The following is a 26,409-nucleotide window of genomic DNA, read 5'->3' on the forward strand; positions in this document are numbered from 1 at the left end:
GACTTGGCGGGGCCGGGGGTGCCGCGGCCGCCGCGGTCGACGACATCGCGGCCGCCGCCGGGGTCGGCCCGGGCGGGGGGCCGGTCGGGGGACCGAACGTCGGCAGCCCCGAACCCGACGGCAGGGAGAACGGTGCCGGCTCCGGAGCAGGCGCCGGGGCCGTCGGAGCGGGCGCCGCACCGGCCGCCGCGGCCCCGAACGCCCCGACCGCGGCCGCGGCACCGGCCGGACCCACGGTGACCGGCGGGAAGGCGGTGGTGGCCGGGGCGGGCCCGTCGGACCCGTTCGAAGCGCTGCTCCCGCCCTGCCCGCCGGCGAGGGTGGCGGCGCCGAGCGCGACCGCGTACTTGGGGTGCGCGTCGACGACGGTCGGCCGGCCGAGCTCCTCGGACACCATCCGCGCGACCAGCGGGATCCGCGAGGACCCGCCGACCAGCAGCACCGCGCTGAGCTCGTCCGGGGTGACCTCGGCCGAGCGCAGCGTGCGGTTGAGCGCGCCGATCGTCGACTCGATCGGCGCGCGGATCATGTCCTCGAACTCGGCGCGGGTGAGCTTGACGTCGAAGTGCCGGTTGGGCAGGAACACCGGGATCGTGGTCTCGGTGTCGATCGACAGCGCCTCCTTGGCCAGCACGCAGTCCTGCCGCAGCCGGGCCAGCGCCACCGTGGTCTGCGGGTCGCTCATGTCCAGCTCGGACAGCGCCCCGCCGGCGGCGTAGTTGACGTGGGCGAGGATCGCCTCGTCGAAGTCGACCCCGCCGAGGCGCTCGATCCCCTCCGGCGAGCCGAGGATCTCGATGCCCTCGGGACGCTTGCGCAGCACGGTGGCGTCGAACGTGCCGCCGCCGAGGTCGTAGACGGCGACGATCTCGCCGTTCTCCAGCCGCCGCGACGCGGCGTAGTGGGCCGCGGCGGCCTCCGGCTCGGTCACCATCCGCGGCATGGCCACCCCGGCCAGCTGCGGGACCTCGTCGAACAGCTCGCGGCGGAACGGGCCCCAGTTGGCCGGATGGGTCAGCACCATCGAGTCCGGGGCCGCGCCCTGGGTGGCCGAGACCCGGGCGACGACGTCCGAGAGCAGGCTCGCCAGCAGCGCGGTGACCGCGTGCGGGGCACCGCCGAGCATCACCGGCGTGGGATCGCCGAGACGGCGCTTGAACTCCCGGCCGACGCGGTCGGGATTGCTCACCGCCCGCCGGCCGGCCGCGTCGCCGGTGACGACGGTGCCGTCCTCGCGCAGGTAGACGACGGCCGGTGTCACCACACTGCGGTCGCCGAGGGTGAACATCTCGACCCGGGACGCGTTCGCCACCGCAGCGGCCACGAACGTCGTACCCAGGTCCACGCCCAGGCTGTAGGACACTCCGCCACCTCTCGGAGGCGCGGGGCCCGCGGCCCCGCGCGTTTCAGCACTGCCGACGGTACGAGCACACGATGCTCTGGAGTGATACTCGTCCCAGGTCACGCTGTCATTACCGTTTTCGCCGAGCGGGGGGCTGGCCCTACCCTGCGAGGGGGCCGACCCCCTTCCCGAGCAGGTCCCGCGGCGGGACGATTCCCCGATGAGGCTCGAGCCCGCGGCACCGGGGAACGTGCCGGCCGTCCCCACGGCCCGCCCGGGTCCCGCCTCGGCCGTCGCCGAGGCGCGCCGCAGGCGCGAGCGCGAGCAGTGGCAGGGGCGGCGCAGGCTGGAGCGCCAGCTGCACGACGGCGCCGCCCTGCGGGCCTCGGCCCTGGTCCTGCAGCTGGGCCTGTTCCGGCACCGCGTCCCCGAGGCGGAGCACGAGCTGCGCGACGCGATCGGCGTCCTGCAGGACGAGCTGCACGCGGTGCTGCAGGAGCTCCGCGACGTCGCCGGCCAGATCTACCCGCCGCTGCTCGACGAGGCCGGGCTCGGCCCTGCGCTGCGCGAGCTCGCCGAGCGGCTCGACGCCCCGCTGCGGGTCCGCGACGACGGCCGGCGCTTCGGCGCGGCCGCCGAGGGCGCCGTGTACTTCGCCCTGGCCGACGCCCTGACCGCGGACCCGGTCTCGGCCCGGTGCGTGATGGTCGCGGGCTCGGAGGCCGAGCTCGTCGTCACGGTGGCCGGTGCGGAGCCGGGGCTGAAGGAGCTGCTGCTGGACCGCGCCCGCCCGCTCGGGGGCTCGGTCCGCGACGAGCTGTGCGACGAGGTGTGTGACGTTTCCGCCCCGCCGGACGAGATCGACGGTACCGGCACGATCGTTGCGAGGATTCCATGCGAGTAGCACTGGCCGAGGACGGCGCCCTGTTCCGCGAGGGGCTGCTGATGCTCCTGCAGGCCGCGGGCCACGAGGTCGTGGCGGTGGCCGCGGGCGGCGACGAGCTGCTGGCCGCGCTCGCGAGCACCCCGTGCGACGTGGCCGTCCTGGACATCCGGATGCCCCCCGAGCCCGACGGCGGGCTGGTCACCGCCGAGCGGCTGCGCGAGAAGTGGCCGAACATGGGGCTGCTGTTCCTCTCGCACTACGCCGAGTCGCACTACCTGATGAAGATCCTCGACATCGGCACGGACGCCATCGGCTACCGGCTCAAGGAGAAGGTCGGCAGCGTCGAGGTGCTCACCGACACCCTCACCCGGATCGCCGACGGCGAGATCGTGATCGAGCCGGTGCTGGCGAAGCGTCTGGTGGAGCGGCCGCGCGGGGAGAAGAAGGACGAGGTCGCCTCGCTCTCGGAGCGCGAGCTGGACGTGCTCAAGCTGATGGCGGAGGGGCGGTCGAACGGCGGCATCGCCGGTCAGCTGTACGTGACCCCGAAGGCCGTCGAGAAGCACATCGCGAGCATCTTCGCCAAGCTCGGCCTGCACACCGACGAGACCGAGAGCCACCGCCGGGTCCTGGCGGTGCTGACCTACCTCCGCTCCCAGCGGGACGGCGACTGACGGTCCGGCATGGAGAGGTGGGCCGCGCTGGGGCTGCGCGCCGCGCTGGTCGGCGGGGCGGTCCTCGTCGTGTTCGCGGTCCTCGTCGTCCTGCCGCCCGTGCTGCTCGACACCGGGCTCGGGCAGATCGGGGTGCTGCTGCCCTTCCTCGCGGCGCTGGTGTGCGCCGTCGGGGCGGCGCGGCTGCGGCCCGTCCTCGACCGCGTCGTCGAGCGGCTGACCCACACCCGGGGCACCACCCCCTACTCGGCGCTGGCGGAGGCGGCCGCCCGGATCCGCAGCGGCACCCCGGACTCGGCCCTGCCCGGGCTCGCGGAGGTCCTGGCGGAGGGCACCGGGGCGCGCGAGGCGCGGGTCTGGCTCGCGGTCTCGGACCGGCTGGTGACGGCCGCGGTGCACCCGCCGCGCGAGGGCGTCGACCCCGCCGGCGAGACCGTGCCGAACCTCGCGGTGCTGCTCGGCGGGGAGGACCCGGAGCGCCGGGCCGACCACGTCGTCCCGATCGTCGAGGGGCAGACCCTGCGGGCCGTGCTCGCCATCCGCAAGTCCACCGCGATCACCCCGGCCGACCAGCAGCTCATGCGGGACGTCGCGGGCGGGGCGGGACTGCTGCTGCGCGGGGTCGCGATGAACACCGAGCTGCGCGACCGCGTCCGGCGGGCCGCCGAGCTGGCCGCCGAGCTGGAGCGGTCCCGCGAGCGCCTGGCCACCGCCCGGGACGTCGAGCGGCGCCGGCTGGTCGGCGAGCTCTCGCACGCCACCACGGACCGGCTCGCGACGCTCCGGATCGTGCTCGACGGCGCCCGCCAGGACCTGGGCGGGAGCGCGCCGGAACCGGCCCGGGCCGCCTCCGCGCTGCGCCGCGCCGGGACCCAGCTCGACGAGCTGCTCGAGCGGTTCCGGCTCATCGCCCGCGGCGTCTACCCGCAGGTCCTGCGCGACCAGGGACCGGTCGGCGCGCTCGAGGAGGTCGCGGCGGACCTGGACCGGCCGGTCCGGCTCGCCGGCGCGCCCGAGGACCGGCTGCCCTGGGAGGTCGAGTCCGGCGTCTACTACGTCGCCGCCTCGGCGCTGCAGTGGCTGGCGGCGTCGAAGGGGCCCGAGCTGGAGGTCGAGCTGACCCACGCCGAAGGCCGGCTGGCCGTCCGCGTCGTCGACCCCCGGCCCGGCTTCGCGCCGGGGGAGCTGCGCGCCGCGCTGGCCGGTGACCTCGAACGGCTGGCCGCGCTCGGCGGCGAGGCCGGGCTGACCACGGACGAGGACGGACGGCTGGTGCTCACCGCCAGCCTGCCCGAGCGGCTGGAACCCGCGGTGGAGGTCGCCCGGGAGGTGCGGGTGTGAGCGCGGCGACGGGCGTGACGGCCGGGGTGGCGGCCGGCGATCCTGCGGCGCGCAGCGGGCTCCACCGGCTCGCCGTCGCGGTCTACCTGGTGGTCCTCGTCGTCTGCGCCGTGGTGGCGCTGGGCTGGCTGGCGGTCGGGGCGTACGTCGCGCTCGCCTGGTTCGTGCCCGGTTTCGGGGCGGGCGACGGCGTGTGGGCGCAGGCCGTCGCCGCCGCGGCTCCCGCGACCGAGCCGCTGGACCAGCTCCTCGTCGACTACGTGCTGAGCCTGCTCGCCGTCGCGATCGCGGTGGTGCTGCTGGTGCGCGGCGGCCGCGGCTGGCCGATCCGGCTGCTCGCGCTGGCCATGGTGGGCTCCGGCGGCGCGTTCAACCTGCAGGCGCACGCGGCCGCGACGGCCGTGGACACCGCGACCGGGATCGCCGCGGGGCCCATCCACCAGATCGTGCTGCACGGCGTGGCCTGCGCGGCCTACGTCCTGGCGCTGCTGGTCTTCCCGACGCCGCAGGGTGCGTGGTTGGGGCGGTGGGGGCGCTCGGGCCGGGTGACGCTGGCGGTGTTCGGGGCGGCCGTGCTCGGCGTCGTCGGGTTCGGCACGGCCCTGCTCCCGCACACCACGAGCTGCGTGCTGTTCTTCGGCTTCCTGGTGCCGCTGGTCGGGGTGGCGGTGCTGCCCGGGCGGATCCGCCGGGGCGCGACCGCCGCCCTGCGCACCCAGGCCCGGCTGGTGTTCAGCCTGCTCGTCGCGGCCTTCGCGGCGATCGTCGTGCTGGGGATCAGCACGGTCGTGCTGTGGCTCCTCGGCGTGCCGGGCCTGGAGCTCTACGACCCGACGGCGCACGGCACGGCGGCCGCCCCGATCGCGCTGCTGTTCTGGGCCTCGCGGGTCGGCTCGGCGGCGATCGCGGTCGCGGTGCTGGTGGCGGTGCGCGCCGAGCGGCTGTGGTCGGCGGAGGCGCGGTTCAGCCGGGTGCTCGCGGCCGTGCTCGCCGTGGCCGTCGTCGGCGGCGGCGTGATCGTGTTCGAGGCGGCCGGGTGGCTGATCGGGCTCGGGCCGCTGTGGTCCTCGCTCGGCGCGTCGATCCTGGCCGCGGTCGCCTTCCTCCCCGTGTACCGGGCGGTGGAGGGGCTCACCGACCGGCTGCTCTACGGTCGCCGGCCCACCCCGTACAGCGCGCTGGCCGAGGTCGCGGCGCTGTCGCGGACCGCGGCGTCGGACGCGCCCGACCTCGCCCGCGTCGCCGAGGCGGTCGGGCGGGCCCTCGGCTCGTCGCGCTGCCGGCTGACCGTCGTGCGCCCCGGCCTGCGTGACCGCACCTACGAGTGGGCCTCGAGGCGCGCGACCGCGCGGGACGACGGCACCGGCCTCGTCGGCGTGCCCGTGCGTGGCGGCGAGCAGCACCTCGGCACGCTCGAGGTGGACCGGGCCGCGGTGGCCGGCCTGCACGCCGACCGCCGGCACCTGCTGGAGGACATCGCGGACAGCCTCGGCGTGGTCGTCACGGCCAGCCGGCTGGGCGTGGAACTGGAGCGGCAGCTGCGGGCCGCGCTCGCGCACGCGGCCGAGATCGCGGTCTCCCGGCGCGAGGCCGTGTCGGAGATGGACGGCGAGCGCCGACGGATCGAGCGGGACCTGCACGACGGCGCCCAGCACCAGCTCGTCTCGCTGCGGCTGGTGCTCGGGCTCGTGCAGCACGAGGTGGAGACCGGCCGGATCGACCAGGCCCGCGAGCGGCTCGGGGTGCTGGCCGGGCAGCTCGACACGGCCGAGGCGGTGCTCGCCGAGACCGCCAGCGGCGTCCGCTCGATCGCGCTGGCCGAGCGCGGGCTCGTCGCGGCGCTGGAGGCCGAGCTCGCAGGGCCGCCCCCCGTGCGGGTGGAGTCGCTGCTGGCGCCCGGCCGGCGCTACCCGCCGGAGCTCGAGGCGGCGGTGTACTTCTGCTGCCTGGAGTCGGTGAACAACGCGCACAAGCACGCGCCGGGCGCGGACGTCGTCGTCCGGTTCACCGAGGAGGACGGGCGGCTGCACTTCACGGTGCGGGACACCGGGCCCGGGTTCGTGGTGCCCGAGCCGGCGGTCGTCGGGCCGGCGGCCGCGACGGCCGGGCGCGGGCTGCGCAACGTCGCCGCCCGGATCGTCGCCGCCGGCGGACGGGTGGACCTGCGGTCCGCGCCCGGCGAGGGGACGACGGTCGAGGGCTCGGTCCCGGTACCGGAGCCGGAGGAGGGGACGGTGACCGCGCCCGCGGTCCCGCTGCCCGACGCCGAGGCCGACACCACCGCGCTCGACGTCCCCGGACTCGTCGTCGAGACCCGTCCGGTGCCGGCCGTCCCGCGCGAGCACCACGATCACGGCACGGACGGGACGCTGCCCGGGCAGGTGCGGCGCGCGCTGGCCGCCGCCGCCGCCGAGCTGGGCGACCCGGGCGTGCGCGAGCGGCTGCGCGCGCTCGAGGCCGACCTCGACCGCCCGTTGCGGGTCGCGGTGTCGGGGCCGCCGAGGTCCGGCGTGTCCACGCTGGTGGCGGCGCTGGCGGCGACCCCGGGCGAGGTCGACCTCGAGGTCGTCGAGGGCACGGACGGGGACGTGCTGCTCGTCGTCCTGCCCGGGACCGACGCGGTGCCGCCGGCCGGGCCGCCCGCGATCGGCGTGCTGGCCCGCGCCGACGAGCTCCCGGGCGAGCCGTGGAGCGAGGCCCGCCGGCTCGGCGCCGAACCGCAGGTCCGGCGGCGCTGCCACACCGTCGTCCCCGTCGCGGCCGGTTTGACCCGCGGGAGGACCGGCTCCGCCCTCGTGGCCGAGCTCGCCGCCGACGGCGCCCGGCCGGACGAGATCGCCGCCGAGCTGACCCGGCGCAGCGGGGTGCCGCGGCTGCGGGAGCTGCTCGAACGCGGGCTCGCCGACCGGGCCGACGCGCTGCGCGCCCGCGCCGTGCTCCGCGAGCTGGACGAGATCGTCGCCGGGCACCCCGCCGGGGCGGACGGCGACCTGCGCTACCAGCTCGAACGCCTGCGCTCCACCGCGCACGAGCTCGCCGAGCTCGACCTCGTCGACGGGCTGCGCGCCGGCAACCCCGCCCTGTCCACCGACGAGCGCGCCGCGGCCGAGCTGCTGCTGGGCGCGGAGGGGACCGCGGCCCACCGCCGGCTCGGCCTGGCCCCCGACGCCGGTCCCGAGGAGATCCGGCTCGCCGCCGCGGCGCAGCTCAGCCGCTGGCAGCGGCGCGCCGAGCACCCGGTGTCCACGCGGGACCAGCGGGCAGCGGCCGCGGTGCTCGTCCGCACGTGCGAGCGGATGCTGGCGGAGACGCCCGTGCCGCCCGCCACCCCGGTGGGCGTCGGGACGGCACCGACGCCGCCCGCCGGTGTCGGAGCCGGCCGGTAGGGTCGCCCGCATGATCGACGCCGACGGTGTGCACCGCGTCCCCGTCGACGAGCACCTGGCCGTGACCACGGAGGTCCTCACCGGGCTCGGCGCGCCGGAGCGAGCGGCCCGCGAGCAGGCCGGGATGCTGCTGGAGGGCGACCTGCGCGGGCACGCGTCGCACGGCATCCGGCGGCTGCCGGTGCTGGTCGGGCGGATCGGCAACGGGGTGCTCGATCCCGCCGCCGAGCCCGACCTGCGCTGGACCACGGACGCGGTGCTGGCCGTGGACGGCCGCACCGGGCTGGGGCCGCCGGTGGCCCACCGGGCGGTGGAGGCGCTGGTGGAACGGGTGCCGCGGACCGGGGTCGCCGTGGCGGCGATCCGCCGGGCGGGGCACCTCGGGATGCTCGCCCCCTATGTCGAGCGGCTGGCCGGGGCCGGGCTGGCCGGGCTCGCGACCACCACCAGCGAGGCCCTCGTCCACCCGTGGGGCGCTGCGCCGGCGATGCTCGGCACCAACCCGATCGCGGCGGCGATCCCGACCGGCGGCGAACCCGTCGTCCTGGACATGGCGACCGGGCAGATCTCCCGCGGCAAGGTGCTCGACCACGCCGCCCGCGGCGAGCCGCTGCCCGAGGGCGCCGCCGTCGACGCCGAGGGCGCACCGACCACGGACGCGGCCGCCGCCCTGGACGGGGCGATCACGCCGGTGGGCGGGCCGAAGGGGTACGCGCTGTCGCTGGTCCTCGAACTGCTGGTCGCCTCGCTGACGGGTACGGCGCTCGGGCGGGAGGTCCGCGGCACGCTCGACACCACCGACCCCGTCACGAAGGGCGACCTCCTGATCGCGTTCGCGCCGGCGGCCTTCGGGGTGGGCCGGACGCAGCCCGCGATCGCCGCCTTCCTCGACGAGCTGCGGACCCTCGCCCCGGCGCCCGGGCACACCGGCGTCCAGGTGCCCGGCGACCGCGCCCGGGAGGCGAGGGCGCACAACCGGTTCCGAGGGGTGCCCGTCGACGCGGCGACCTGGGCCCAGGTGCGCGCCCTCCGGGAGGAGCAGGGCGGCGCCGGAGCGTGACCGACATCCCAGGCTGAGCCGTTCGGACCAGCCCATCATCGTCCGTGCCGTCTCACGGACGGCCGATGGTTGACTACGCGCCGTAGCACGTGCGGTGACACCGTCCGAGGGGGCTGGGGGGCAGATGCATCCGGACGATCCCGGAATCGTGGGGCTGACGCTGCAGGTGGGGCGCACGGCGGTGGCCGGCGCCGATCTCACCTCGCTGCTCTCCTCGGTCTGCACCGCGCTGCCCACGACGCTCGGCGTCTCCGGCGCGGCGATCGTGCTGGTCGACTCGCCCGACCGGGTGGCCGGGGTCGCGGGGGTGTCGGCGTCGGACACCGCGGCCGGGCGGCTGGGCGAGATGGAGCTGCGCGCGGGCACCGGTCCCGTGCAGGGCGCCGTCCGGTCGGGACGCCCGATGGTCACCCCGGACCTCACCCGCATCGGCCCGCCGGAGCTGGCCGCGGCCGCCGCGGACACCGGGCTGACCTGCTCGGTCGTCGTCCCGCTGGTCGTCGACGGGGAGCCGGTCGGCGGGCTGCAGCTGTTCGGGCACCCGGGGCGGCCGGTGGGGGACGGGCACGTCGACGCCGTCGCCGGGCTCGCGGAGGTCCTCTCGGCCCGGATCGCGGACGTCTGGGCGCTGCGCCGGCTCACCGCGACGGTCGCCCGGCTGACCGCGGAGCACGAGGCCGCACTGCCGGTCGCGCACGCCACCGGGATGCTCGCCGAGCGGTACCGCACGGACGTCGAGGAGGCCGCACGGTACCTGGCCAGCCGGGCGAGGAAGGGGGGCGTCGAGCCGGCAGAGGCCGCGCGGGCGGTTCTGGACCGCACGGACGACCGGGCCGCGGCCGGCGAGGACCCGCCGACCGAGGTGCTGAGGGTGGTGGCACCGGACGGACGCGGCGAGGGTCCTGCCGGACGGAGAGAGGGTCCTGCCGAACGGGCGGAGGGTCCTGCCGGACGGGGGGAGGCTCCTGCGGGACGGGGGGCCGCGCCGCGGACGGGCGGGAACCCGATCCCCTCTCAGCGGCGCCCGGAGGAGGAGCGCAGCCGCTCGGGCGGCGGGCGACGCCGTCTCGCGGACGACCACCCCGCCGCCACCGGGGCCCCCCGCTCCGACGCGCCCGCGGGCCGGCGTGCGGCGCCGGAGGCGGAGCGGTCGCGCGGGTCCCGCTCGGAACCCCGCGGTCCGCGGGATACCGGTCCCCGCGAGCCCCGCCGGTCCGGTGCCCCTGCCGAGCGGCGCGCCGACGCACCCGGCCCGGGTGCGCCCGACGCCCTCCCGCCCGTGCCCCATGCACCCCCCGGGCCCCAGCCCCGGCACGGCGGTGCCGCACCGTCGCCGGGCCGCCGGGCGGACCGATCGGCCGGCCACGGTGAGCACGGTGAGCACCGTGAGCCCCGTGAGCAGGGTGGCCGCAGGGGGCACGCCGAGCGCAGCGGGCAGGGTGGACACGGTGCGCACGGTGCGCACCGCCCGCCGTCGAACCCGGCTCCGGCGGCGGGTGGCGGGAAGCGGCGGCTCCGCGAGCCCGCGGGCGAGGTCCTGCCCGGCCGCGACCCGTGGGACCTCGACCAGGCGGCGCTCCCCGGGATCGCGACGCCGGAGCGTCCGGGCGGCCGCCGACGCGCCGAGGACCGGCCCGACGCGCCGCGGGTCCCGCAGCAGCGCGAGGGCGAGCGGCGTGCCGAGGAGCGGTCCGCGCCGGGTCGCCGCGCCGCACCCTCCACACCGGACGCCCCGCCGATCCCGGGTTCGGGCGCCCCGCGGGCCCGCCACCGCCGCGCCGACATCACCTGACCCGCCCCGCCCGTTCACGCCGACGTCACACCCCGGGGGGGCGGTGGCACCCCGGCGCGGGGAGACGTAGGGTCTGCTTCCGAACCCGCGGGAGCACTCACGTTCCGAGGCTGAGAGGGCGGCAGGACCGGCCGTCGACCGTTCGCACCTGACCCGGTTAGCACCGGCGTAGGGAGGACCGTGTCGCGCATGTCCCTGTCCCGTACCCCCGTCCGGCTGGCCGCCCTCGTGGTCGGCCTGGCGCTGCTCCTCGTCGGCTGCGGTGGCGCCGCCGGGCGGCAGGGCTCGTCGGAGCCGATCCGGATCGCCCTGGACTGGACACCGAACACCAACCACAGCGGCCTGTACGTCGCGCAGCAGGAGGGCTGGTTCCGCGAGGCGGGGCTGGACGTCCAGTTCCTGCCGTACAGCGACACGTCGCCGGACACCCTGGTCGGCACCGGCGCCGCCGAGTTCGGGATCAGCTTCCAGGACTCGTTCACCTTCTCGAGGGCCGCCGGCGCCGACATCACCTCGGTGATGGCGATCCTGCAGCACTGGGCCACCGAGGTGGCGGTGAAGGCCGACCGCGCCGACATCACCTCGCCCAAGGACCTCGACGGCAAGACCTACGGCGGCTTCGGCGGGCCCGGCGAGGAGCCGAAGATGCGCCAGGTCATCCGGGACGCGGGCGGCACCGGCGAGTTCCAGACCGTCACCCTGGGGACCAGCGCGTACGAGGCGCTGTACGCCGGGCAGGTCGACTTCACCGAGCCCTTCGTCGCCTGGGAGGGCATCGAGGCCCAGCTGCGCAACGAGCCGCTCAAGACCTTCAAGTACACCGACTACGGCTTCCCGGACGCCTACAACGTCCTGCTGATCGGCAACTCCACCTGGCTCGAGGACCACCCGGACCAGGCGGCGAAGTTCGTGCAGGCCGCCCAGCGCGGCTACCAGCTCGCCGCGGACGACCCGGCCCGCGCGGCGAAGGACCTGCAGGAGGCGAACCCGGGCGCCTTCACCGAGCCCGAGCTGGTGACCCGCAGCCAGGACATGCTCGCGAAGGACTACCTGAAGGACGACACCGGGAAGGTCGGCACCCAGACCCTGGAGCGCTGGCAGGGCTTCTCCGGGTTCCTGATCGACACCGGCGCGGTGGTCGACGCCGCCGGGAAGCCCGTCACGACCCGTCCGGACTTCTCGACGTGGTTCACGAACGACTACCTGACGCCGGGTGGGGCCACGTCGTGACCCGCGCCGACCACCGGCCCGTCGCGGAGCCGGCGACCCCGCCGCCGTCCCTGCCGGGTCGCGCGGGCCGTCCGCCCGCGCGGCGCCCGTCGCGGGGCCGGCCGTCCCTGCTGCGGCGGGTCGCGCCGCCGGTGCTGGTGGTGCTGCTCCTGCTCGGGGTGTGGCAGTGGGCGGTCACCGTCCTCGCCGTCCGCCCGCAGGTCCTGCCCACGCCGCTGCGCGTGGTCGAGCAGGGCTGGGCGTTCCGGGACGTGCTGTGGGCCAACACCCTGCCGACGCTGCAGGTCACCGCGGTCGGGTTCGCGGTGTCGCTGGCGGTGGGCTGGGTGCTGGCGGTCGTCGTCGACTTCTCGCCGTGGCTGCGCCGCGCGCTGGTCCCGCTGCTGGTCGCCTCGCAGACCCTGCCGATCATCGCGATCGCGCCGCTCATGATCATCTGGTTCGGCTTCGGGTTGCTGCCGAAGGTGCTGGTGATCGCGCTGGTGACCTTCTTCCCGATCGCCGTCGGGCTGATCGAGGGCTTCTCCCGGGCCGATCCCGAGGCGGCGAACCTGCTGCGCAGCATGGGCGGTGGCCGTTGGGCGGAGTTCCGGTACGTCCGGCTGCCGGGTGCCCTGCCGTCGTTCTTCACCGCGCTGCGGATCGCGATCACCTACGCGGTCACAGGCGCGATCTTCAGCGAGTACGTCGGCGCCCGGGCCGGGCTGGGGATCTACATGGCCCAGCAGAAGAACTCCTTCCGCACCGACCTCGTCCTCGCCGCGGTGGGGGTGACGGCGCTGGTCAGCGTCGCGCTGTTCGGCCTGACCTACCTGGTCGAGCGGGTCGTGGCGCCCTGGATCAGGGGGGCGCGCCGGTGAAGATCACGGTCGACGGTCTCGAGCTGGCCTTCGGCGACCTGCCCGTGCTCGACGGGGTGTCGTTCGACGTCGCGCCGGGGGAGTTCGTCTCGATCCTCGGGCCGAGCGGCTGCGGCAAGAGCACGCTGTTCGGCGTCCTGGCCGGGCTGGTCGAGCCGGACCGCGGCCGGGTCCTGGTCGACGGCGCCCCGGCCGGCCGGGAGACGTTCGGTTACATGCCGCAGAAGGACTTGCTCTTCCCGTGGCGCACCGTGCTGGACAACACCACGCTGGGTCTCGAGGTGGCCGGGGTGCGCCGCCGGGAGGCCCGCGACCGTGCCCGCGAGCTGTTCGGGCCGTTCGGCCTCGCCGGCTTCGAGAGGTCCCGGCCGGCCGAGCTCTCGGGCGGGATGCGCCAGCGGGCGGCGCTGCTGCGCACGGTGGTGCAGGACCGCGAGGTGCTGCTGCTCGACGAGCCCTTCGGCGCCCTCGACTCGCTCACCCGCACCGCGATGCAGGAGTGGCTGGAGGAGGTCCGCGGCCGCTTCGGCTGGACGGTCCTGCTGATCACCCACGACATCCGGGAGGCGGTGTTCCTCTCCGACCGGGTCCTGGTGCTCTCGCCGCGTCCGGCCCGGGTCGCCCGCGAGGTCCGGGTGGACCTGCCGCGGCCGCGCGAGGTCGGCGTGCTCACCGATCCGGCCTTCGCCGCCGCCGAGGCGGAGCTGCTCGACACGCTGCGCGGCGGGACGCGGCTCTGAGGGAGCGTGCTTGACTGCGCGCGTGGACGATGATCTCCGCCGCGCGCTGACGGACGTCGGCTCGTCCGACCGGGGCGTGCAGAACGCCGCCTACCAGGCGTTGACGGCCGCGACGGACGGGCCGGTCGCGTGGGCCTACGAGGCCTGGGACGAGCTCGTCGCGGGTCTGCGGGACCGGGACAACCACGTCCGCGCGATCGCCGCGCAGCTGCTGTGCAACCTCGCGAAGAGCGACCCGGAGGAGCGGATCGTCCGCGACTTCCCCGCGCTGCTCGAGGTCACCCGGGACGATCGCTTCGTCACGGCACGGCACTGCCTGCAGTCGCTGTGGAAGGTCGGCGCCCTCGGCGGGACCCCGCTCGACACGTACCGCGAGGGCCTGGTGGCGCGGTTCGCGGAGTGCCGTGCGGAGAAGAACTGGTCCCTGATCCGCCACGACATCGTCTGCAGCCTGCGGGACGTCCACGAGGCGACGGGCGACGAGACCGTCCGGGCGACCGCGCTGGAACTGATCGACTCCGAGGACGACCCGAAGTACCGGAAGAAGTACGCGGGCGTCTGGAAGGCGCAGCGGGCGGGCCGGACCGCCTGACGCCTACGCTGGTCGCGTGGACATCACGGCCGGGGCGCTCAAGCACGGCATCCCGGCCGACGCCATCCGGGCGGTCGTGGCCGCGCCGCTGTGGCGGGTGCCGCAGGAGCCCGGCCGGATGCTGTGCATCGGCCCGGACCGGGACCGCAACCTGCTGGAGGTCGTGGTCGAGCACGGCCCGGCGGGGGAGCGGGTGGTGCACGCGATGCCGCTGCGGCCCAAGCACTACGCCCACCTCGACCCCGGTCACGACGCCGACTGATCCGCAGGTCAGGAGGGGTCGTGAGGGCCGACTGCCGCGAGAGGCGCAGTCGGCACTCACGGATCAGACGTGCAGGTCGAACGAGTGGTCGTCCGTCGGGTGGTTGTCGACGGCGTGGCTGTCGCTGACGGAGTGGTCGTCGGAGACGTGGGTGTGGGTGTCGGTATGGGTGTCGGTGTCCGTGTCGTTGTGCCCGCTGTCGACGTGGCTGTCGTCGTGCGAGTCGGTGTGGTCGTCGTCGTGCGAGTCCGTCGACGTGTCGTTGTGCGCGTTCGACCGGGTGGCGTCGCCGCCCTTGTCCGCCAGCGAGCCCGAGCCGAAGTTCGCCAGGTGGTCGTTGCTGTCCGTGAAGGTCCCCGTCGCGGGGCCCGTGCCGGAGAGCGCGCCCCCGTGGTCGGCGGTGGCGCCGGACTGGTCGACCGCCGGTCCGGAGCCGAAGGATGCCGTGTCGTCGTCGCCGTCCACCACGTCGTCGCCCCAGCCGGCCACGGCGTGGTCGCCCGTCGCGACCGGTGCGCGGTCGTCCCCGCCGACCGCGACGGCGTCGTCGCCGCTGGCGGTGGTCTGGTGCAGGTCGATGCGCTGGTCGACGTCGCCGCCGTGGGTGTCGATGTCCTGGTGGAAGGACTGGTCGAGGAAGGTCCGGCGGTCGTCGACGAACGTGGTGGTGATGTAGGTCCTCAGGTAGTCCGCGGCCTCGGCGTGCGGGTCGGCGTCATGGCCGCTGTGGCCGCCGTGGCCGTGGTGGTGCACGGGCGGGGCCGGCGGCAGCTCGTGGTGGCCGTGCCCGTCCCAGTCGTGGTGCGGGTTGTCGGCGGCGAGGGTCACCGCGTCCCGGACGTCCTCGGCGGACAGGTCGGCGAGCCCGCACTCCTGCAGGTAGCCGCTCGGGTCGGCGAGGAACGCCTGCTGCTCGGCGGGGTCGCGCAGCAGGTTCATGAGCAGGTCGAGCAGCGTCGTGGTGGCCACGGTGGTCTCCCGGAGGTCGTCGCGGTGTCGCCCGGGGTGGGCGGTTCGGCGACGACGCTAGGAACCGGGACAGGTCGGCGGATCGGGCGTGATCCCCCTTTCCCGTGACGGCCGTGCGGGGACGGTGCGGCAATTCCGACAACGGGGCGGCGGAATGCCGCAAGCGCGCATCTGAACTGCGACGACGCCCTTTCCCGGCAGCAATCGGACGCCCGGCGCGCAACACCGCGAGAATGATCGGGAGGCGATATTCGTGCAGTGGGTTTACCGCGGCATTGACCACGGCCGGGAAAGCGACACGAAAGGACGAGCAAATCGTGACCCGGCCTTGCCCGGAACCCCCGTTCCGCTCCCCGAACGGGTGCGGGGACTCAACCCGGGAGCTCGGCGAGCGCCCCGACGCTCGGGACCCGGTGGTCCGGCGCCTGCACGTGCTCGGGGTAGCGGCGGCCGTCGCGGTCGATCCACGCCGTGCGCAGCCCGGCCCGCGCCGCGCCGTGCAGGTCCCACGGGTGCACGGCGACCATCAGCAGCTCGCCGGGCTCCCTGCGGCACACCCGGGCCGCGAACTCGTAGGCGCCCGGGGCCGGCTTCCAGATCCCGGCGTCGTCGACCGACAGGACGTACTCGAACTCGTCCCGGATCCCCGCCTCGCCGAGGAGCCGCTCGGCGACCGAGGCGGCGCCGTTGGACAGGGTGACCAGCCGGGAGCCGGCCGCGCGGAGCCGCCTCACGCCCTCGACGACGTCGGGGTGCAGCGGCAGCGCGAGGAACCCCCTGATCACATGGTCGGGTGCCTCCTCGTCGGAGGTGTAGGGCGCCAGGAGGTCCTGCGCGGTCTCCCGGGCGACCTCGGCGAACGGCCGGTAGTCGCCCGCCGCGGCCAGCGCGATCCCCTCCCGCAGCGTGCTCGCGAACCACAGGGTCGACAGGTGCTCGGGTGCCCCGAGCTCGGTGAACCGGTCGGTCAGGGGGCGCAGGTCGGAGAGGGTCTCGTTGACGTCGAAGACCACCGTCTCGGGAGCCATGCCGGCGATCGTGGCACCCGCGAGCCCGGTTCGCCGTGCTTCCGCCCACGACGCCGGCGTCGATCACCCGGGAGCCACGTATGGTCTGCACCCGTGGACACGGGTGCGCACGAGGAACCGGCGGTCACCGTCGTCGGGATCGGGGCGGACGGCTGGTCCGGGCTCGCGGGCACGGCCCAGGAGACCCTCGCGGCGGCCGAGGTGATCCTCGGCGGGCCCCGCCAGCTGGACCTGGTGGCGGGCAAGGTCGAGGCCGAGCTGGTGGCCTGGCCGTCGCCGCTGGTCCCGGCCCTGCCCGGGCTGCTCGAGGAGTACTCCGGGCGGCGTCTGTGCGCCCTCGCGTCGGGCGACCCGATGTTCTTCGGCCTCGGCGCGACGCTGGCCCGCACCGTCGGGGCCGAGCGGATGCACGTGATCGCGCACCCGTCGTCCGTCACCCTGGCCTGCGCCCGGCTGGGCTGGCCGAGCGAGGACGTCGACGTGGTGAGCATCGTCGGGCGCCCGGTCGAGCGGCTGCGCCGGTCGGTGAGCCCCGGCCGGCGGATCCTGGTGCTCAGCGCCGGGGCGGCCTCACCGGCGTTGCTCGCCGCGCAGCTCACGGCGGACGGGTTCGGCCCGAGCCGGCTCACCGTGCTGGAGCAGCTCGGCGGCCCGGGGGAGCGGCTGTACTCGGGGACCGCGCGGGACTGGCTGCACCCGGAGGGCGACGCGCTCAACGTCGTCGCCGTGGAGTGCGCCGCCGCGCCCGGCGCGCGGGTGCACGGCGAGGTCCCCGGCCTGCCCGACGAGGCCTACGACCACGACGGGCAGCTCACCAAGCGCGAGGTCCGGGCCGTCACCCTCGCCCACCTCGCCCCGCGCCCCGGCCAGACGCTGTGGGACGTCGGCGCGGGTGCCGGCAGCATCGCCGTCGAGTGGATGCGCGCGCACCGCTCCTGCTGGGCGGTCGCCGTCGAGGTCCATCCCGAACGGGCGCAGCGCATCCGGCGCAACGCCGCGGCGCTCGGCGTGCCCGCGCTGCAGGTCGTGACCGGCCGCGCCCCCGCCGTGCTCGCCGACCTCCCGCAGCCCGACGCCGTGTTCATCGGCGGTGGCCTCACCCGGCCGGGCGTGCTGGAGGCGTGCGTGGAGGCCCTGCCCCCGGGCGGGCGGCTGGTGGCCAACGGCGTGACCGTGGAGTCCGAGGCCGCGCTCGCGGCCGCCCGCGAGCGCTTCGGCGGCACCCTGGTGCGGCTGCAGGTCGCCCGCGCCGAACCCGTGGGCGGCTTCCTCGGCTGGAAGCCCGCGATGCCCGTGACGATCTGGAGCACCGACCTGTGACCGAGCGCAGCCTGCCGGAGCGAGCAGCATGACCGTGCACTTCATCGGCGCCGGCCCCGGCGCCGTCGACCTGCTGACCATCCGCGCCCGCGACCTCATCGCGGCCTCGCCGGTGTGCCTGTACGCGGGGTCGCTGGTGCCGCCGGAGATGCTGGAGCTCTGCCCGCCCGACGCGCGGACCGTCGACACGGCCCTGATGACGTTGGCCGAGATCGTCGACGAGATGGTCCGGGCCCACGAGCACGGCCTGGACGTCGCGCGGCTGGCCTCCGGGGACCCGTCGGTCTTCTCCGCGATGGCCGAGCAGATGCGCCGGCTCGACGCGGCCGGCGTGCCCTACGACGTCACGCCCGGCGTGCCCGCCTACGCGGCCGCGGCGGCCACGCTCAAGCGCGAGCTGACGGTCCCGACCGTCGCCCAGACCGTCACGCTGACCCGGATCGCGGCGCGCGCGACCCCGATGCCCGAGGGGGAGTCCCTGGAGGCGCTCGGCACCGCGGGCGGCACGCTGGTGCTGCACCTGGCCGTGCACCGCATCGACGAGGTGGTCAAGGAGCTGGCGCCCTCGTACGGCGCCGACTGCCCGGCCGCCGTGGTCGCCTACGCCAGCCGGGAGCACGAGATCGTGCTGCGCGGGCGGCTCGACGACATCGCCCACGCCGTGCACGAGGCGGGCATCCAGCGCACTGCAGTGATCATCGTCGGGCCCGCGCTCGCCGCGGAGCAGTTCCCGGACAGCCACCTGTACTCCGACACCCGATGCCGTGCGTGACAACGCCCCGAGAACGGCAGTCGGCACTCACGACCCCCTCTGACGTGCGGATCCTCGTCCTCGGCGGCACGACGGACGCGCGCGCCCTGGCCGGTCTGCTGCAGGGCCGCGCCGAGGTCGTGTCCTCGCTGGCCGGGCGGGTGCGGAACCCGCTGCTGCCGCCCGGCGAGGTGCGCGTGGGCGGCTTCGGCGGGGTGCCCGGGCTGGTGGAGTACCTGCGGGACAAGGCGATCGACGTCGTCGTCGACGCCACGCACCCCTTCGCCGCCGGAATGACCGCCAACGCCGCCGCGGCGAGCGCCGGGACCGGCGTCCCGCTCGTCGTGCTGCGCCGCCCCGGCTGGACCGAGGGCCCGGACGACGACTGGCGCCGCGTCCCGTCGCTCGGCGCGGCCGCCGCGCTGCTGCCGGCCGTCGGGTCGCGGGTGTTCCTCACGACCGGCCGCCAGGACCTCGCGACCTTCGCCGGCCTCCACCTGTGGTTCCTCGTGCGCTCGGTCGACCCGCCGGATCCGCCCGTCCCGCGCCGGATGCACTCGGTCCTCGACCGGGGGCCCTTCTCCGTGAAGGGGGAGCGGGCGCTGCTGCAGGAGCACGCGATCGACGTGCTGGTCACCAAGGACTCGGGCGGGTCGGCGACCGCCGCGAAGCTCACCGCGGCGCGCGAGGCGGGCGTGCCGGTGATCGTCGTCGACCGGCCGCCGCTACCGGCGGGCGTGTCGGTGGTGGCCGACCCGCCCGCCTGCGTCGCGGTGCTGGAGGAGGCCTACGGGCTCGGCGCGTAGTGCCGCGGGGTGAACACCGTGGGCCGGCCGCCGCGCACCACGACGCGGGTGGTCGACGAGCCGACGACGACCAGCGTCCGCATGTCGACCAGCTCGGGATCGAGCTCGCCGAGGGTGGTGACCGTCAGGCGCTCGCCGGCGCCGCCGACGTCCCGCCCGAGGACGACCGGGGTCTCCGGGGCGCGGTGCTCCAGCAGGACGTCCCGGGCGGCGCCGACCTGCCACGGCCGGGCCTTGGAGCGCGGGTTGTAGATCGCGATCGCGAGGTCGGCCTGCGCGGCGTGCACCAGCCGGTCGACGACGGTCTCCCACGGCTTGAGCCGGTCCGACAGCGAGATCATCGCGTAGTCGTGCCCGAGCGGGGCGCCGACGGCGGCGGCGACCGCCTGGGCGGCGGTGAGCCCGGGCAGCACGCGCACCGGCACGTCGAGGTACTTCGGCTCGGACGCGACCTCGAGCACGGCGGTGGCCATCGCGAACACGCCGGGGTCGCCCGCGCTGACCACGGCGACGTTCCGGCCGGACGCGGCCAGGTCCAGCGCGTGCGCGGCCCGCTCGGCCTCGACGCGGTTGTCGCTGGCGTGCCGGGTCTGCCGCGGGTTCGGCGGCACCCGGTCGAGGTAGGGGCCGTAGCCGACGAGGTCGTCGGCCGCGGCGAGGGCAGCCGCGACCTGCGGGGTCAGCCAGTCCCGCCCCGCCGGACCGGTCCCGACGACGACGACCTCACCGCGGCCGGTCACCCGGTCCTCGGGCACCGTCTCCGTCTCGGCCCGCTGTTCCGCCCTGAGATCGGCGGGGTCCGGGATGCTCGCGGCGACCTCGCCCGGGAGCATGGCGATGGAGAAGTAGGGCACGGACTCCGGGTCGATGTCGGCCAGGGCGCCGGTGCGCTGCCCGTCCATCGTGGCGCGCTCGACGAACTGCGCCCGGTCGAGCTTGCCGGCGTCCGCGAAGGCCTCGCGGACGGTGGTGAACGTGCGGCCGAGCTTCATGACGGCGGCGGAGTCGGTGGCCGCGAGCCGCTCGGCGAGCACTTCGCGGGGCAGGGTGCCGGGCAGGATCGTGAGGATCTCGTCCCGCTCCACCAGCGGCTGCCCGAGCGCGGCCGCGGCGGCGCTCACCGAGGTCACGCCGGGCACCACCTCGGCGCGGAACCGGCCGGCGAGCCGCTTGTGCATGTGCATGTAGGAGCCGTAGAAGAGCGGGTCGCCCTCGGCGAGCAGCACCACGTCCCGCCCGGCCGCCAGGTGCGCGGCGAGCCGCTCGGCGGCCTCGGCGTAGAACTCGTCGATCGCGCCCTGGTAACCGCCCGGGTGGTCGACGGTCTCGGTGGTGACCGGGTAGACCAGCGCCTCCTCGATCTGGTCGCCGCGCAGGTGCGGCTCGGCGATCCGACGCGCGATCGAGCGACCGTGCCGGGCGGAGTGGTAGGCGATCACGTCCGCGGAGCCGATGAGCCGGGCGGCCTTGATCGTGACGAGGTCGGGGTCGCCGGGGCCGAGGCCCACCCCGTAGAGGGTGCCGGTCATCTACAGCTCCTGCTCGCTGGCCAGGGCGTTGAGCGCGGCCGCGGTGATCGCCGAGCCGCCGCGCCGGCCGTGGACCACCAGGTACTCGAGGTCGGGGCGCGCGGCGAGCGCCTCCTTGGACTCCGCGGCGCCGATGAAGCCGACCGGGATGCCGAGGACGGCGGCCGGGCGCGGCGCACCGGCGTCGATCATGTCCAGGAGGTGGAACAGCGCGGTCGGCGCATTGCCGATGGCGACCACGGCACCGTCGAGCTTGTCCCGCCACAGCTCCATCGCGGCGGCCGAGCGGGTGTTGCCGATCCGCTCGGCGATGCCCGGGACCTCGGGGTCGCGCAGAGTGCAGACGACCTCGTTGTCCTTGGGCAGCCGCGCCCGGGTGACGCCCGAGGCGACCATCATCGCGTCGCACAGGATCGGGGCGCCGTCCTGCAGCGCCTTGCGCGCGGCCGTCACGACGCCGGGGGAGAAGCCGACGTCGCTCGTGAGGTCGACCTGCCCACACGCGTGGATCATCCGGACGACGACGTACGCGACGTCCGGCGGGAAGGCCGACAGGTCGGCCTCGGCCCGGATCGTGGCGAAGCTCCGCCGGTAGATCTCCGCGCCGTCGCGGATGTAGTCGCTGGTCATACGGTGGGCTCTCCGGTCGGTGCGGGGACGGTGAGGGCGGTGGACAGGTCGGGGACGGTCCGGTCGTGTACGGCGTAGGTGCCGTCCGGCAGGGCGACGACGTCGAGGTGCGGCTCGTGCGGCGCCCCGCACCGCCGCGCGCACCCGACGACATGGGCGCGGGGGAGCGGGCCGTTCCCCGCCAGCACCTCCCGGACGTCGGCGCGGACGTCGGCGTGCGACTTGGCGCAGCCCGGCCGTCCGGCGCAGGCGCTGAGCGCGAGCGCGGGGGCGTCCGCGCCGAGCACGAACCCGTGCGCGCGCAGGCGCTGCACGGCGTCGGGCGCGGGATCGGGGAGCACCAGCGTGCGCCAGGGCGTCACGATCGTCTCGGGGGCGGCGGCGGCGAGCCCGCGCAGCTGCGCGGCCGAGATCTCGCCCAGCACGGGGGCGACGCCGAGGGCCTCGCCGCCCGCCGCGCGGGGGATCGGCCCGACCGGAGCTCCCGACTCGCGCTGCGGGAGATCCCGACTCGCGGAAGGGTCAGGTGCGGGAGCTCCCGACCCGCGGGGCAGGAGGGCGGCGGCGATCCGGGCGGGTGCGTCGGGCAACTCGGCGGCGCGCCAGGCACCCGCGCACCCGGCCCGCGCCTTCTCGCGGAGCGTGAGAAACACCTCAGCCGCGGCGACGAGCAGGGCGGGCGCCTCCGCCGGGGTGCACACGACCGCCGTCGGCACCCCTGCGACCTGCAGGAACCCGTGGTCCGGCGCCTCCGCGACCCAGCAGAGGTCCGGCCGCTCGGCCGCGACGTCACCTCTCCCGTCGTCCAGGGCGAACAGGAACCGGCCGGGCAGCGCGGCGAGTGCGGGGCGGGCGCACAGGGCCTCGTCGAGCACGCGCGCCAGACCCCGGACGTCCGCCCTCCCGCCGGTGATCCCGGACAGCGGCGAGGCCAGGACGTTGCGCACCCGCTCGTGCGACGGCGCCGGGATCAGGCCCGCCGCGGCGAGCCGCGACACGAGCCGCGGGTCCTCCCGGTCCAGGCCCCTGAGCTGCAGGTTCCCCCGTGAGGTGAGGTGCACCGCGCCGTCGCCGAGCTCCTCGGCACAGGCCGCGAGCACCCGCAGCTGCGCCGCCGCGACGACCCCGCCGGGCAGCCGGACGCGGGCCAGCGCACCGTCGGCCGCGTCGTGCGGCGCGAGCACGCCGGGGCAGGCGTCGGCGCGCGAGCGGGCGGCCGGTGGCGGGGTGGGCACGGCAGCACTGTAAACACGGACCGGGCGGCTTGACGCGGAGTGATCCCGTTGCGGAGAGTGGGCCCGACACAACCGCATACGGCGAGCGGGACCCAGGAAGACCGGTGCGAGTCCGGCGCGGTCCCGCCACTGTCACCGGGGAGCAGACCCCGCACGGACGGCCACGGGGAGACACCTGGAAGGCCGGGGCGAGCGCGGATCCGGGAGCCAGGACACTGACCCGCCCGCCGCGCACCACCACCGACCCGGGACGCGGATCCCGCAGGAGAGGACCTTCGATGAGCGCTGCCCCGATCCTGCTGCTCTCGACCTCGGACACCGACCTCCTCTCCGCCCGGGCCTCCGGCGCCGACTTCCGCCTGGCCAACCCCAACCGCGTGCTGCTCGACGAGCTGCCGGCGATGGTCGCCGAGGCCGCCGTCGTCGTGGTGCGGGTGCTCGGCGGGTACCGGTACTGGGAGGAGGGCCTGGACCTCCTGCGCGCCTCCGGCACCCCGCTCGTCGCGCTCGGCGGCGAGATGGCGCCGGACGCCGAGATGATGGAGCTGTCCACCGTCCCCGCCGGCGTCGCGGCCGAGGCGCACACCTACTTCGCCCAGGGCGGCGCCGACAACCTCCGCCAGCTGCACGCCTTCCTGTCCGACACGGTGCTGCTCACCGGCGAGGGTTTCGCGCCCCCGGTCGCCCTGGCCGAATGGGGAGTACTGGAGCGGGAGGGCGTCCCGCAGCAGGGCCCCACGGTCGCCGTGCTCTACTACCGCGCCCAGCAGCTCGCCGGGAACACCGCGTACGTCGAGGCGCTGTGCGAGGCGATCGAGGCCAGGGGCGCGACGCCGCTGCCGATCTACTGCGCCTCCCTGCGGCAGGCCCCGGCCGAGCTGCTGGCGACCCTGCGACGGGCCGACGCCCTGGTCGTCACCGTGCTCGCCGCGGGCGGCACCAAGCCCGCGTCGGCGCAGGCCGGCGGCGAGGACGAGGAGTGGGACGTCGCCGAGCTGGCCGCGCTCGACGTCCCGATCCTGCAGGGCCTCTGCCTCACCTCCAGCCGCGCCGCCTGGGACTCCAACGACGACGGGCTGTCCCCGCTCGACGTCGCCACCCAGGTCGCCGTGCCCGAGTTCGACGGCCGGCTGATCACCGTGCCGTTCTCGTTCAAGGAGGTCGACGGGGACGGGCTGTCGGTCTACGTCCCGGACCCCGAGCGCGCCGCCCGCGTCGCCGGGATCGCGGTGCGGCACGCGAACCTGCGGCGGATCCCCAACGCGGACAAGAAGATCGTGCTCATGCTCTCCGCGTACCCGACCAAGCACGCGCGGATCGGCAACGCGGTCGGGCTGGACACCCCTGCGTCGACGGTCGCCCTGCTCAGGGCCATGGACGAGGCCGGGTACGACGTCGGCGAGTTCCCCGGCGTCGCGGCGCAGGACGGGGACGCGCTGATCCACGCCCTCATCGAGGCCGGCGGGCAGGACCCCGACTGGCTCACCGAGGAGAAGCTCGCCGGCAACCCGATCCGCATCTCGGCCGAGCGGTACCGGCGCTGGTTCGACAGCCTGCCCGAGGACTTCCGCGCGGGCGTGGAGGAGCACTGGGGGCCCGCGCCGGGCGAGCACTACGTGCAGGACGGGGACATCGTCGTCGCGGCGCTGCGCTCCGGGAACGTCACGCTGATGGTCCAGCCCCCGCGCGGCTTCGGCGAGAACCCGGTCGCGATCTACCACGATCCGGACCTGCCGCCCTCGCACCACTACCTCGCGGCCTACCGCTGGCTCGCCGCCCCGGCGGCCGACGGCGGCTTCGGTGCGGACGCCGTCGTGCACATCGGCAAGCACGGCAACCTGGAGTGGCTGCCCGGCAAGACCCTCGGCATGTCCGCCTCCTGCGGCACGGACGCGGCGCTCGGCGACCTCCCGCTGATCTACCCCTTCCTCGTCAACGACCCGGGCGAGGGCACGCAGGCCAAGCGCCGGGCGCACGCCACGCTCGTCGACCACCTGATCCCGCCGATGGCCCGCGCCGAGACCTACGGCGACATCTCCCGGCTCGAACAGCTGCTCGACGAGCACGCGAACGTCTCCGCCCTCGACCCGGCCAAGCTGCCCGCGATCCGCCAGCAGATCTGGACGCTGATGACCGCGGCGAAGATGGACCACGACCTCGGGCTCGACGAGCGCCCGCACGAGGCCGAGTTCGACGACATGCTGCTGCACGTCGACGGCTGGCTCTGCGAGATCAAGGACGTCCAGATCCGCGACGGCCTGCACGTCCTGGCGGCCGCGCCCGAGGGTCCGGTCAGGGTCGACCTCGTGCTGGCGATGCTGCGCGCCCGGCAGATGTGGGGCGGCGAGCAGAGCGTCCCCGGTCTGCGCGAGGCGCTCGGCCTGGTGGAGGACGGCAGCGAGGCCCGCGGCGCGGTCGACGAGGTGGAGGCCCTGGCCCACGCCCTGGTCGCGGACATGGAGGCCGCGGGCTGGGACCCCGACGCCGCGCCGGCGGTGGTGCGAGCGCGACTCACCGGAGCCGAGGGCGCGACTCGCGGAACCTCGGCCCAGGACTCCGCGAGCCGGGGTGTGGGCTTCGGTGAGTCGCGCTCCGAGCTTCGGCACGAGACGGTCGAGAGGATCCTGCGGTTCGCGGCGACCGAGGTGGTGCCGCGGCTGGCGGAGACCGCGCACGAGATCGACCGGGTGCTGCACGCCCTCGACGGCGGGTTCGTCCCCGCCGGGCCGTCCGGCTCGCCGCTGCGCGGGTTGATCAACGTGCTGCCGACCGGCCGGAACTTCTATTCGGTCGACCCGAAGGCCGTGCCCAGCCGGCTGGCGTGGGAGACCGGGCAGGCGATGGCCGACTCGCTGGTCGAGCGCTACCGTCGCGACCACGCGGGCGAGTACCCGCGCTCGGTCGGACTGTCGGTGTGGGGCACGAGCGCCATGCGGACCAGCGGCGACGACGTCGCGGAGGTCTTCGCGCTGCTCGGCGTCCGCCCGGTCTGGGACGAGATGTCCCGGCGCGTCACGCGGCTCGAGGTGATCGACCTCGAGGAGCTCGGCCGGCCCCGCATCGACGTCACCGTGCGCATCTCCGGGTTCTTCCGGGACGCGTTCCCGCACGTCCTGGCCCTGCTCGACGACGCGGTCCAGCTCGTCGCCGAGCTCGACGAGCCCGCGGAGCAGAACTTCGTCCGCGCGCACGTCACGCAGGACGAGCAGCGCACGGGGGACCGGCGGCGCGCCACGACGAGGATCTTCGGCTCCAAGCCCGGCACGTACGGCGCGGGCCTGCTCCAGCTCGTCGACTCGAGGAACTGGCGGGACGACGCCGACCTCGCCGAGGTCTACACGACCTGGGGCGGCTACGCGTACGGCCGCGGGCTCGACGGCGCCCCGGCGCGGGACGACATGGAGACGGCGTACCGGCGGATCGCGGTGGCGGCCAAGAACACCGACACCCGCGAGCACGACATCGCCGACTCGGACGACTACTACCAGTACCACGGCGGCATGGTCGCGACCGTCCGCGCGCTGACCGGCTCCGCGCCCGAGGCGTACGTCGGCGACTCGACCCGGCCCGACGCCGTCCGGACCCGGACCCTGCACGAGGAGACCGCCCGCGTCTTCCGGGCCCGGGTGGTCAACCCGCGCTGGATCGAGGCCATGCGCCGGCACGGGTACAAGGGTGCCTTCGAGATGGCCGCGACCGTCGACTACCTCTTCGGCTGGGACGCGACCACCGGCGTCGTCGCCGACTGGCAGTACGAGAAGCTCACCGAGAGCTACGTGCTCGACCCGGACAACCGCAAGTTCCTCTCCGAGTCCAACCCCTGGGCGTTGCACGGCATGGCCGAGCGGCTGCTCGAGGCGGTGGAGCGCGGGCTGTGGGAGGCGCCGGAGCAGGCCACGCTCGACGCGTTGCGCCAGGCCTACCTGGAGACCGAGGGCGACCTCGAGGCCGAGTAGGGCCGGAAGTCGGTATCAAC

General features: G+C 75.7%; 21 protein-coding genes and 1 riboswitch. Of the genes, 15 read left to right on the forward strand and 6 right to left on the reverse strand.

The window, feature by feature from the left end; translation table 11 throughout:
* A partial coding sequence (locus ABD990_RS25080) for an Hsp70 family protein (RefSeq protein WP_345383199.1) occupies positions 1-1,363 on the reverse strand: 1,363 nt, incomplete at its 3' end.
* 199 nt (positions 1,364-1,562) lie between these two features.
* Here ABD990_RS25080 and ABD990_RS25085 point away from each other — a divergent pair.
* From ABD990_RS25085 to ABD990_RS25135, 11 genes are all read left to right on the forward strand, one after another.
* Positions 1,563-2,246, forward strand: a complete 684-nt coding sequence (locus tag ABD990_RS25085) for a sensor histidine kinase (protein WP_345383200.1) — start codon at positions 1,563-1,565, stop codon at positions 2,244-2,246.
* A complete protein-coding gene (locus ABD990_RS25090; RefSeq protein WP_345383201.1) occupies positions 2,237-2,902 on the forward strand; it encodes a LuxR C-terminal-related transcriptional regulator in 666 nt (221 codons plus the stop codon). The genes ABD990_RS25085 and ABD990_RS25090 overlap by 10 nt, the downstream gene beginning before the upstream one ends.
* A 9-nt stretch (positions 2,903-2,911) precedes the next feature.
* Positions 2,912-4,243 (forward strand): sensor histidine kinase, encoded by a 1,332-nt coding sequence (locus ABD990_RS25095; RefSeq protein WP_345383202.1) that lies wholly within the window; start codon positions 2,912-2,914, stop codon positions 4,241-4,243.
* Positions 4,240-7,629 carry an ATP-binding protein gene (locus ABD990_RS25100; protein ID WP_345383203.1) on the forward strand — a complete coding sequence of 1,130 codons (3,390 nt, stop codon included), beginning with the start codon at positions 4,240-4,242 and terminating at the stop codon, positions 7,627-7,629. The genes ABD990_RS25095 and ABD990_RS25100 overlap by 4 nt, the downstream gene beginning before the upstream one ends.
* Positions 7,630-7,639: 10 nt before the next feature.
* Complete coding sequence (locus ABD990_RS25105) at positions 7,640-8,689, forward strand: Ldh family oxidoreductase (RefSeq protein WP_345383204.1); 1,050 nt, start codon at positions 7,640-7,642, stop codon at positions 8,687-8,689.
* Between the two features lie 148 nt (positions 8,690-8,837).
* The gene (locus ABD990_RS25110) at positions 8,838-10,481 is read left to right on the forward strand and encodes a GAF domain-containing protein (RefSeq protein WP_345383205.1); all 1,644 of its coding nucleotides are present in this window, start codon (positions 8,838-8,840) and stop codon (positions 10,479-10,481) included.
* A 189-nt stretch (positions 10,482-10,670) separates the two neighbouring features.
* Positions 10,671-11,711 carry an ABC transporter substrate-binding protein gene (locus ABD990_RS25115; RefSeq protein ID WP_345383206.1) on the forward strand — a complete coding sequence of 347 codons (1,041 nt, stop codon included), beginning with the start codon at positions 10,671-10,673 and terminating at the stop codon, positions 11,709-11,711.
* Entirely contained in the window at positions 11,708-12,571 is an 864-nt protein-coding gene (locus ABD990_RS25120) for an ABC transporter permease (RefSeq protein WP_345383207.1), read from the forward strand. The genes ABD990_RS25115 and ABD990_RS25120 overlap by 4 nt, the downstream gene beginning before the upstream one ends.
* Positions 12,568-13,311, forward strand: a complete 744-nt coding sequence (locus ABD990_RS25125) for an ABC transporter ATP-binding protein (protein ID WP_345383208.1) — start codon at positions 12,568-12,570, stop codon at positions 13,309-13,311. Before ABD990_RS25120 ends, ABD990_RS25125 begins: the two co-directional genes overlap by 4 nt.
* 22 nt (positions 13,312-13,333) lie before the next feature.
* The gene (locus tag ABD990_RS25130) at positions 13,334-13,903 is read left to right on the forward strand and encodes a hypothetical protein (protein ID WP_345383209.1); all 570 of its coding nucleotides are present in this window, start codon (positions 13,334-13,336) and stop codon (positions 13,901-13,903) included.
* A 16-nt stretch (positions 13,904-13,919) separates the two neighbouring features.
* Positions 13,920-14,165 carry a hypothetical protein gene (locus tag ABD990_RS25135; protein WP_345383210.1) on the forward strand — a complete coding sequence of 82 codons (246 nt, stop codon included), beginning with the start codon at positions 13,920-13,922 and terminating at the stop codon, positions 14,163-14,165.
* Positions 14,166-14,228: 63 nt separating this feature from the next.
* On the opposite strand, the gene ABD990_RS25140 is transcribed toward ABD990_RS25135, so the two are convergent.
* Together ABD990_RS25140 and ABD990_RS25145 are read right to left on the reverse strand one after the other, a co-directional pair.
* Entirely contained in the window at positions 14,229-15,134 is a 906-nt protein-coding gene (locus ABD990_RS25140) for an IniB N-terminal domain-containing protein (protein WP_345383211.1), read from the reverse strand.
* A 371-nt stretch (positions 15,135-15,505) separates the two neighbouring features.
* Positions 15,506-16,162, reverse strand: a complete 657-nt coding sequence (locus ABD990_RS25145) for a haloacid dehalogenase type II (RefSeq protein WP_345383212.1) — start codon at positions 16,160-16,162, stop codon at positions 15,506-15,508.
* 93 nt (positions 16,163-16,255) lie between these two features.
* Here ABD990_RS25145 and cbiE point away from each other — a divergent pair, with 93 nt between their 5' ends.
* The 3 genes from cbiE to ABD990_RS25160 are packed head-to-tail and all read left to right on the forward strand — an operon-like array spanning position 16,256 to position 19,039.
* Positions 16,256-17,482, forward strand: a complete 1,227-nt coding sequence (gene cbiE, locus ABD990_RS25150) for a precorrin-6y C5,15-methyltransferase (decarboxylating) subunit CbiE (protein WP_345383213.1) — start codon at positions 16,256-16,258, stop codon at positions 17,480-17,482.
* Positions 17,483-17,510: 28 nt separating this feature from the next.
* On the forward strand, positions 17,511-18,254 hold the full coding sequence (gene cobM, locus ABD990_RS25155; RefSeq protein ID WP_345383214.1) for a precorrin-4 C(11)-methyltransferase: 744 nt from the start codon (positions 17,511-17,513) through the stop codon (positions 18,252-18,254).
* A 50-nt stretch (positions 18,255-18,304) separates the two neighbouring features.
* On the forward strand, positions 18,305-19,039 hold the full coding sequence (locus ABD990_RS25160) for a cobalt-precorrin-6A reductase (protein WP_425569659.1): 735 nt from the start codon (positions 18,305-18,307) through the stop codon (positions 19,037-19,039).
* Here the strand turns inward: ABD990_RS25160 and ABD990_RS25165 are convergent.
* The 3 genes from ABD990_RS25165 to ABD990_RS25175 are packed head-to-tail and all read right to left on the reverse strand — an operon-like array spanning position 19,021 to position 22,433.
* The gene (locus ABD990_RS25165; protein ID WP_345383216.1) at positions 19,021-20,568 is read right to left on the reverse strand and encodes a precorrin-2 C(20)-methyltransferase; all 1,548 of its coding nucleotides are present in this window, start codon (positions 20,566-20,568) and stop codon (positions 19,021-19,023) included. The two genes, ABD990_RS25160 and ABD990_RS25165, sit on opposite strands and share 19 nt — an antisense overlap.
* A complete protein-coding gene (locus ABD990_RS25170; RefSeq protein WP_345383217.1) occupies positions 20,569-21,198 on the reverse strand; it encodes a precorrin-8X methylmutase in 630 nt (209 codons plus the stop codon).
* Entirely contained in the window at positions 21,195-22,433 is a 1,239-nt protein-coding gene (locus ABD990_RS25175; RefSeq protein ID WP_345383218.1) for a precorrin-3B synthase, read from the reverse strand. The genes ABD990_RS25170 and ABD990_RS25175 overlap by 4 nt, the downstream gene beginning before the upstream one ends.
* A 93-nt stretch (positions 22,434-22,526) precedes the next feature.
* Positions 22,527-22,651, forward strand: a riboswitch (cobalamin riboswitch).
* Between the two features lie 60 nt (positions 22,652-22,711).
* Here ABD990_RS25175 and cobN point away from each other — a divergent pair.
* Positions 22,712-26,389, forward strand: coding sequence for a cobaltochelatase subunit CobN (cobN, locus tag ABD990_RS25180; RefSeq protein WP_345383219.1), 3,678 nt, complete (start codon positions 22,712-22,714; stop codon positions 26,387-26,389).
* Positions 26,390-26,409: the final 20 nt, after the last annotated feature.

The sequence above is a fragment of the Pseudonocardia yuanmonensis genome (assembly GCF_039542425.1).
Classification (GTDB): Bacteria; Actinomycetota; Actinomycetes; order Mycobacteriales; family Pseudonocardiaceae; genus Pseudonocardia; species Pseudonocardia yuanmonensis.

Excerpts from the sequence above, each read along its gene's own strand:
- ABD990_RS25085 (WP_345383200.1), top strand. The coding sequence starts at position 1,563 with ATGAGGCTCGAGCCCGCGGCACCGGGGAACGTGCCGGCCGTCCCCACG.
- ABD990_RS25090 (WP_345383201.1), top strand. The coding sequence starts at position 2,237 with ATGCGAGTAGCACTGGCCGAGGACGGCGCCCTGTTCCGCGAGGGGCTG.
- ABD990_RS25095 (WP_345383202.1), top strand. The coding sequence starts at position 2,912 with ATGGAGAGGTGGGCCGCGCTGGGGCTGCGCGCCGCGCTGGTCGGCGGG.
- ABD990_RS25105 (WP_345383204.1), top strand. The coding sequence starts at position 7,640 with ATGATCGACGCCGACGGTGTGCACCGCGTCCCCGTCGACGAGCACCTG.
- ABD990_RS25115 (WP_345383206.1), top strand. The coding sequence starts at position 10,671 with ATGTCCCTGTCCCGTACCCCCGTCCGGCTGGCCGCCCTCGTGGTCGGC.
- ABD990_RS25145 (WP_345383212.1), bottom strand. The coding sequence starts at position 16,162 with ATGGCTCCCGAGACGGTGGTCTTCGACGTCAACGAGACCCTCTCCGAC.
- cobM (WP_345383214.1), top strand. The coding sequence starts at position 17,511 with ATGACCGTGCACTTCATCGGCGCCGGCCCCGGCGCCGTCGACCTGCTG.
- ABD990_RS25165 (WP_345383216.1), bottom strand. The coding sequence starts at position 20,568 with ATGACCGGCACCCTCTACGGGGTGGGCCTCGGCCCCGGCGACCCCGAC.
- ABD990_RS25170 (WP_345383217.1), bottom strand. The coding sequence starts at position 21,198 with ATGACCAGCGACTACATCCGCGACGGCGCGGAGATCTACCGGCGGAGC.
- cobN (WP_345383219.1), top strand. The coding sequence starts at position 22,712 with ATGAGCGCTGCCCCGATCCTGCTGCTCTCGACCTCGGACACCGACCTC.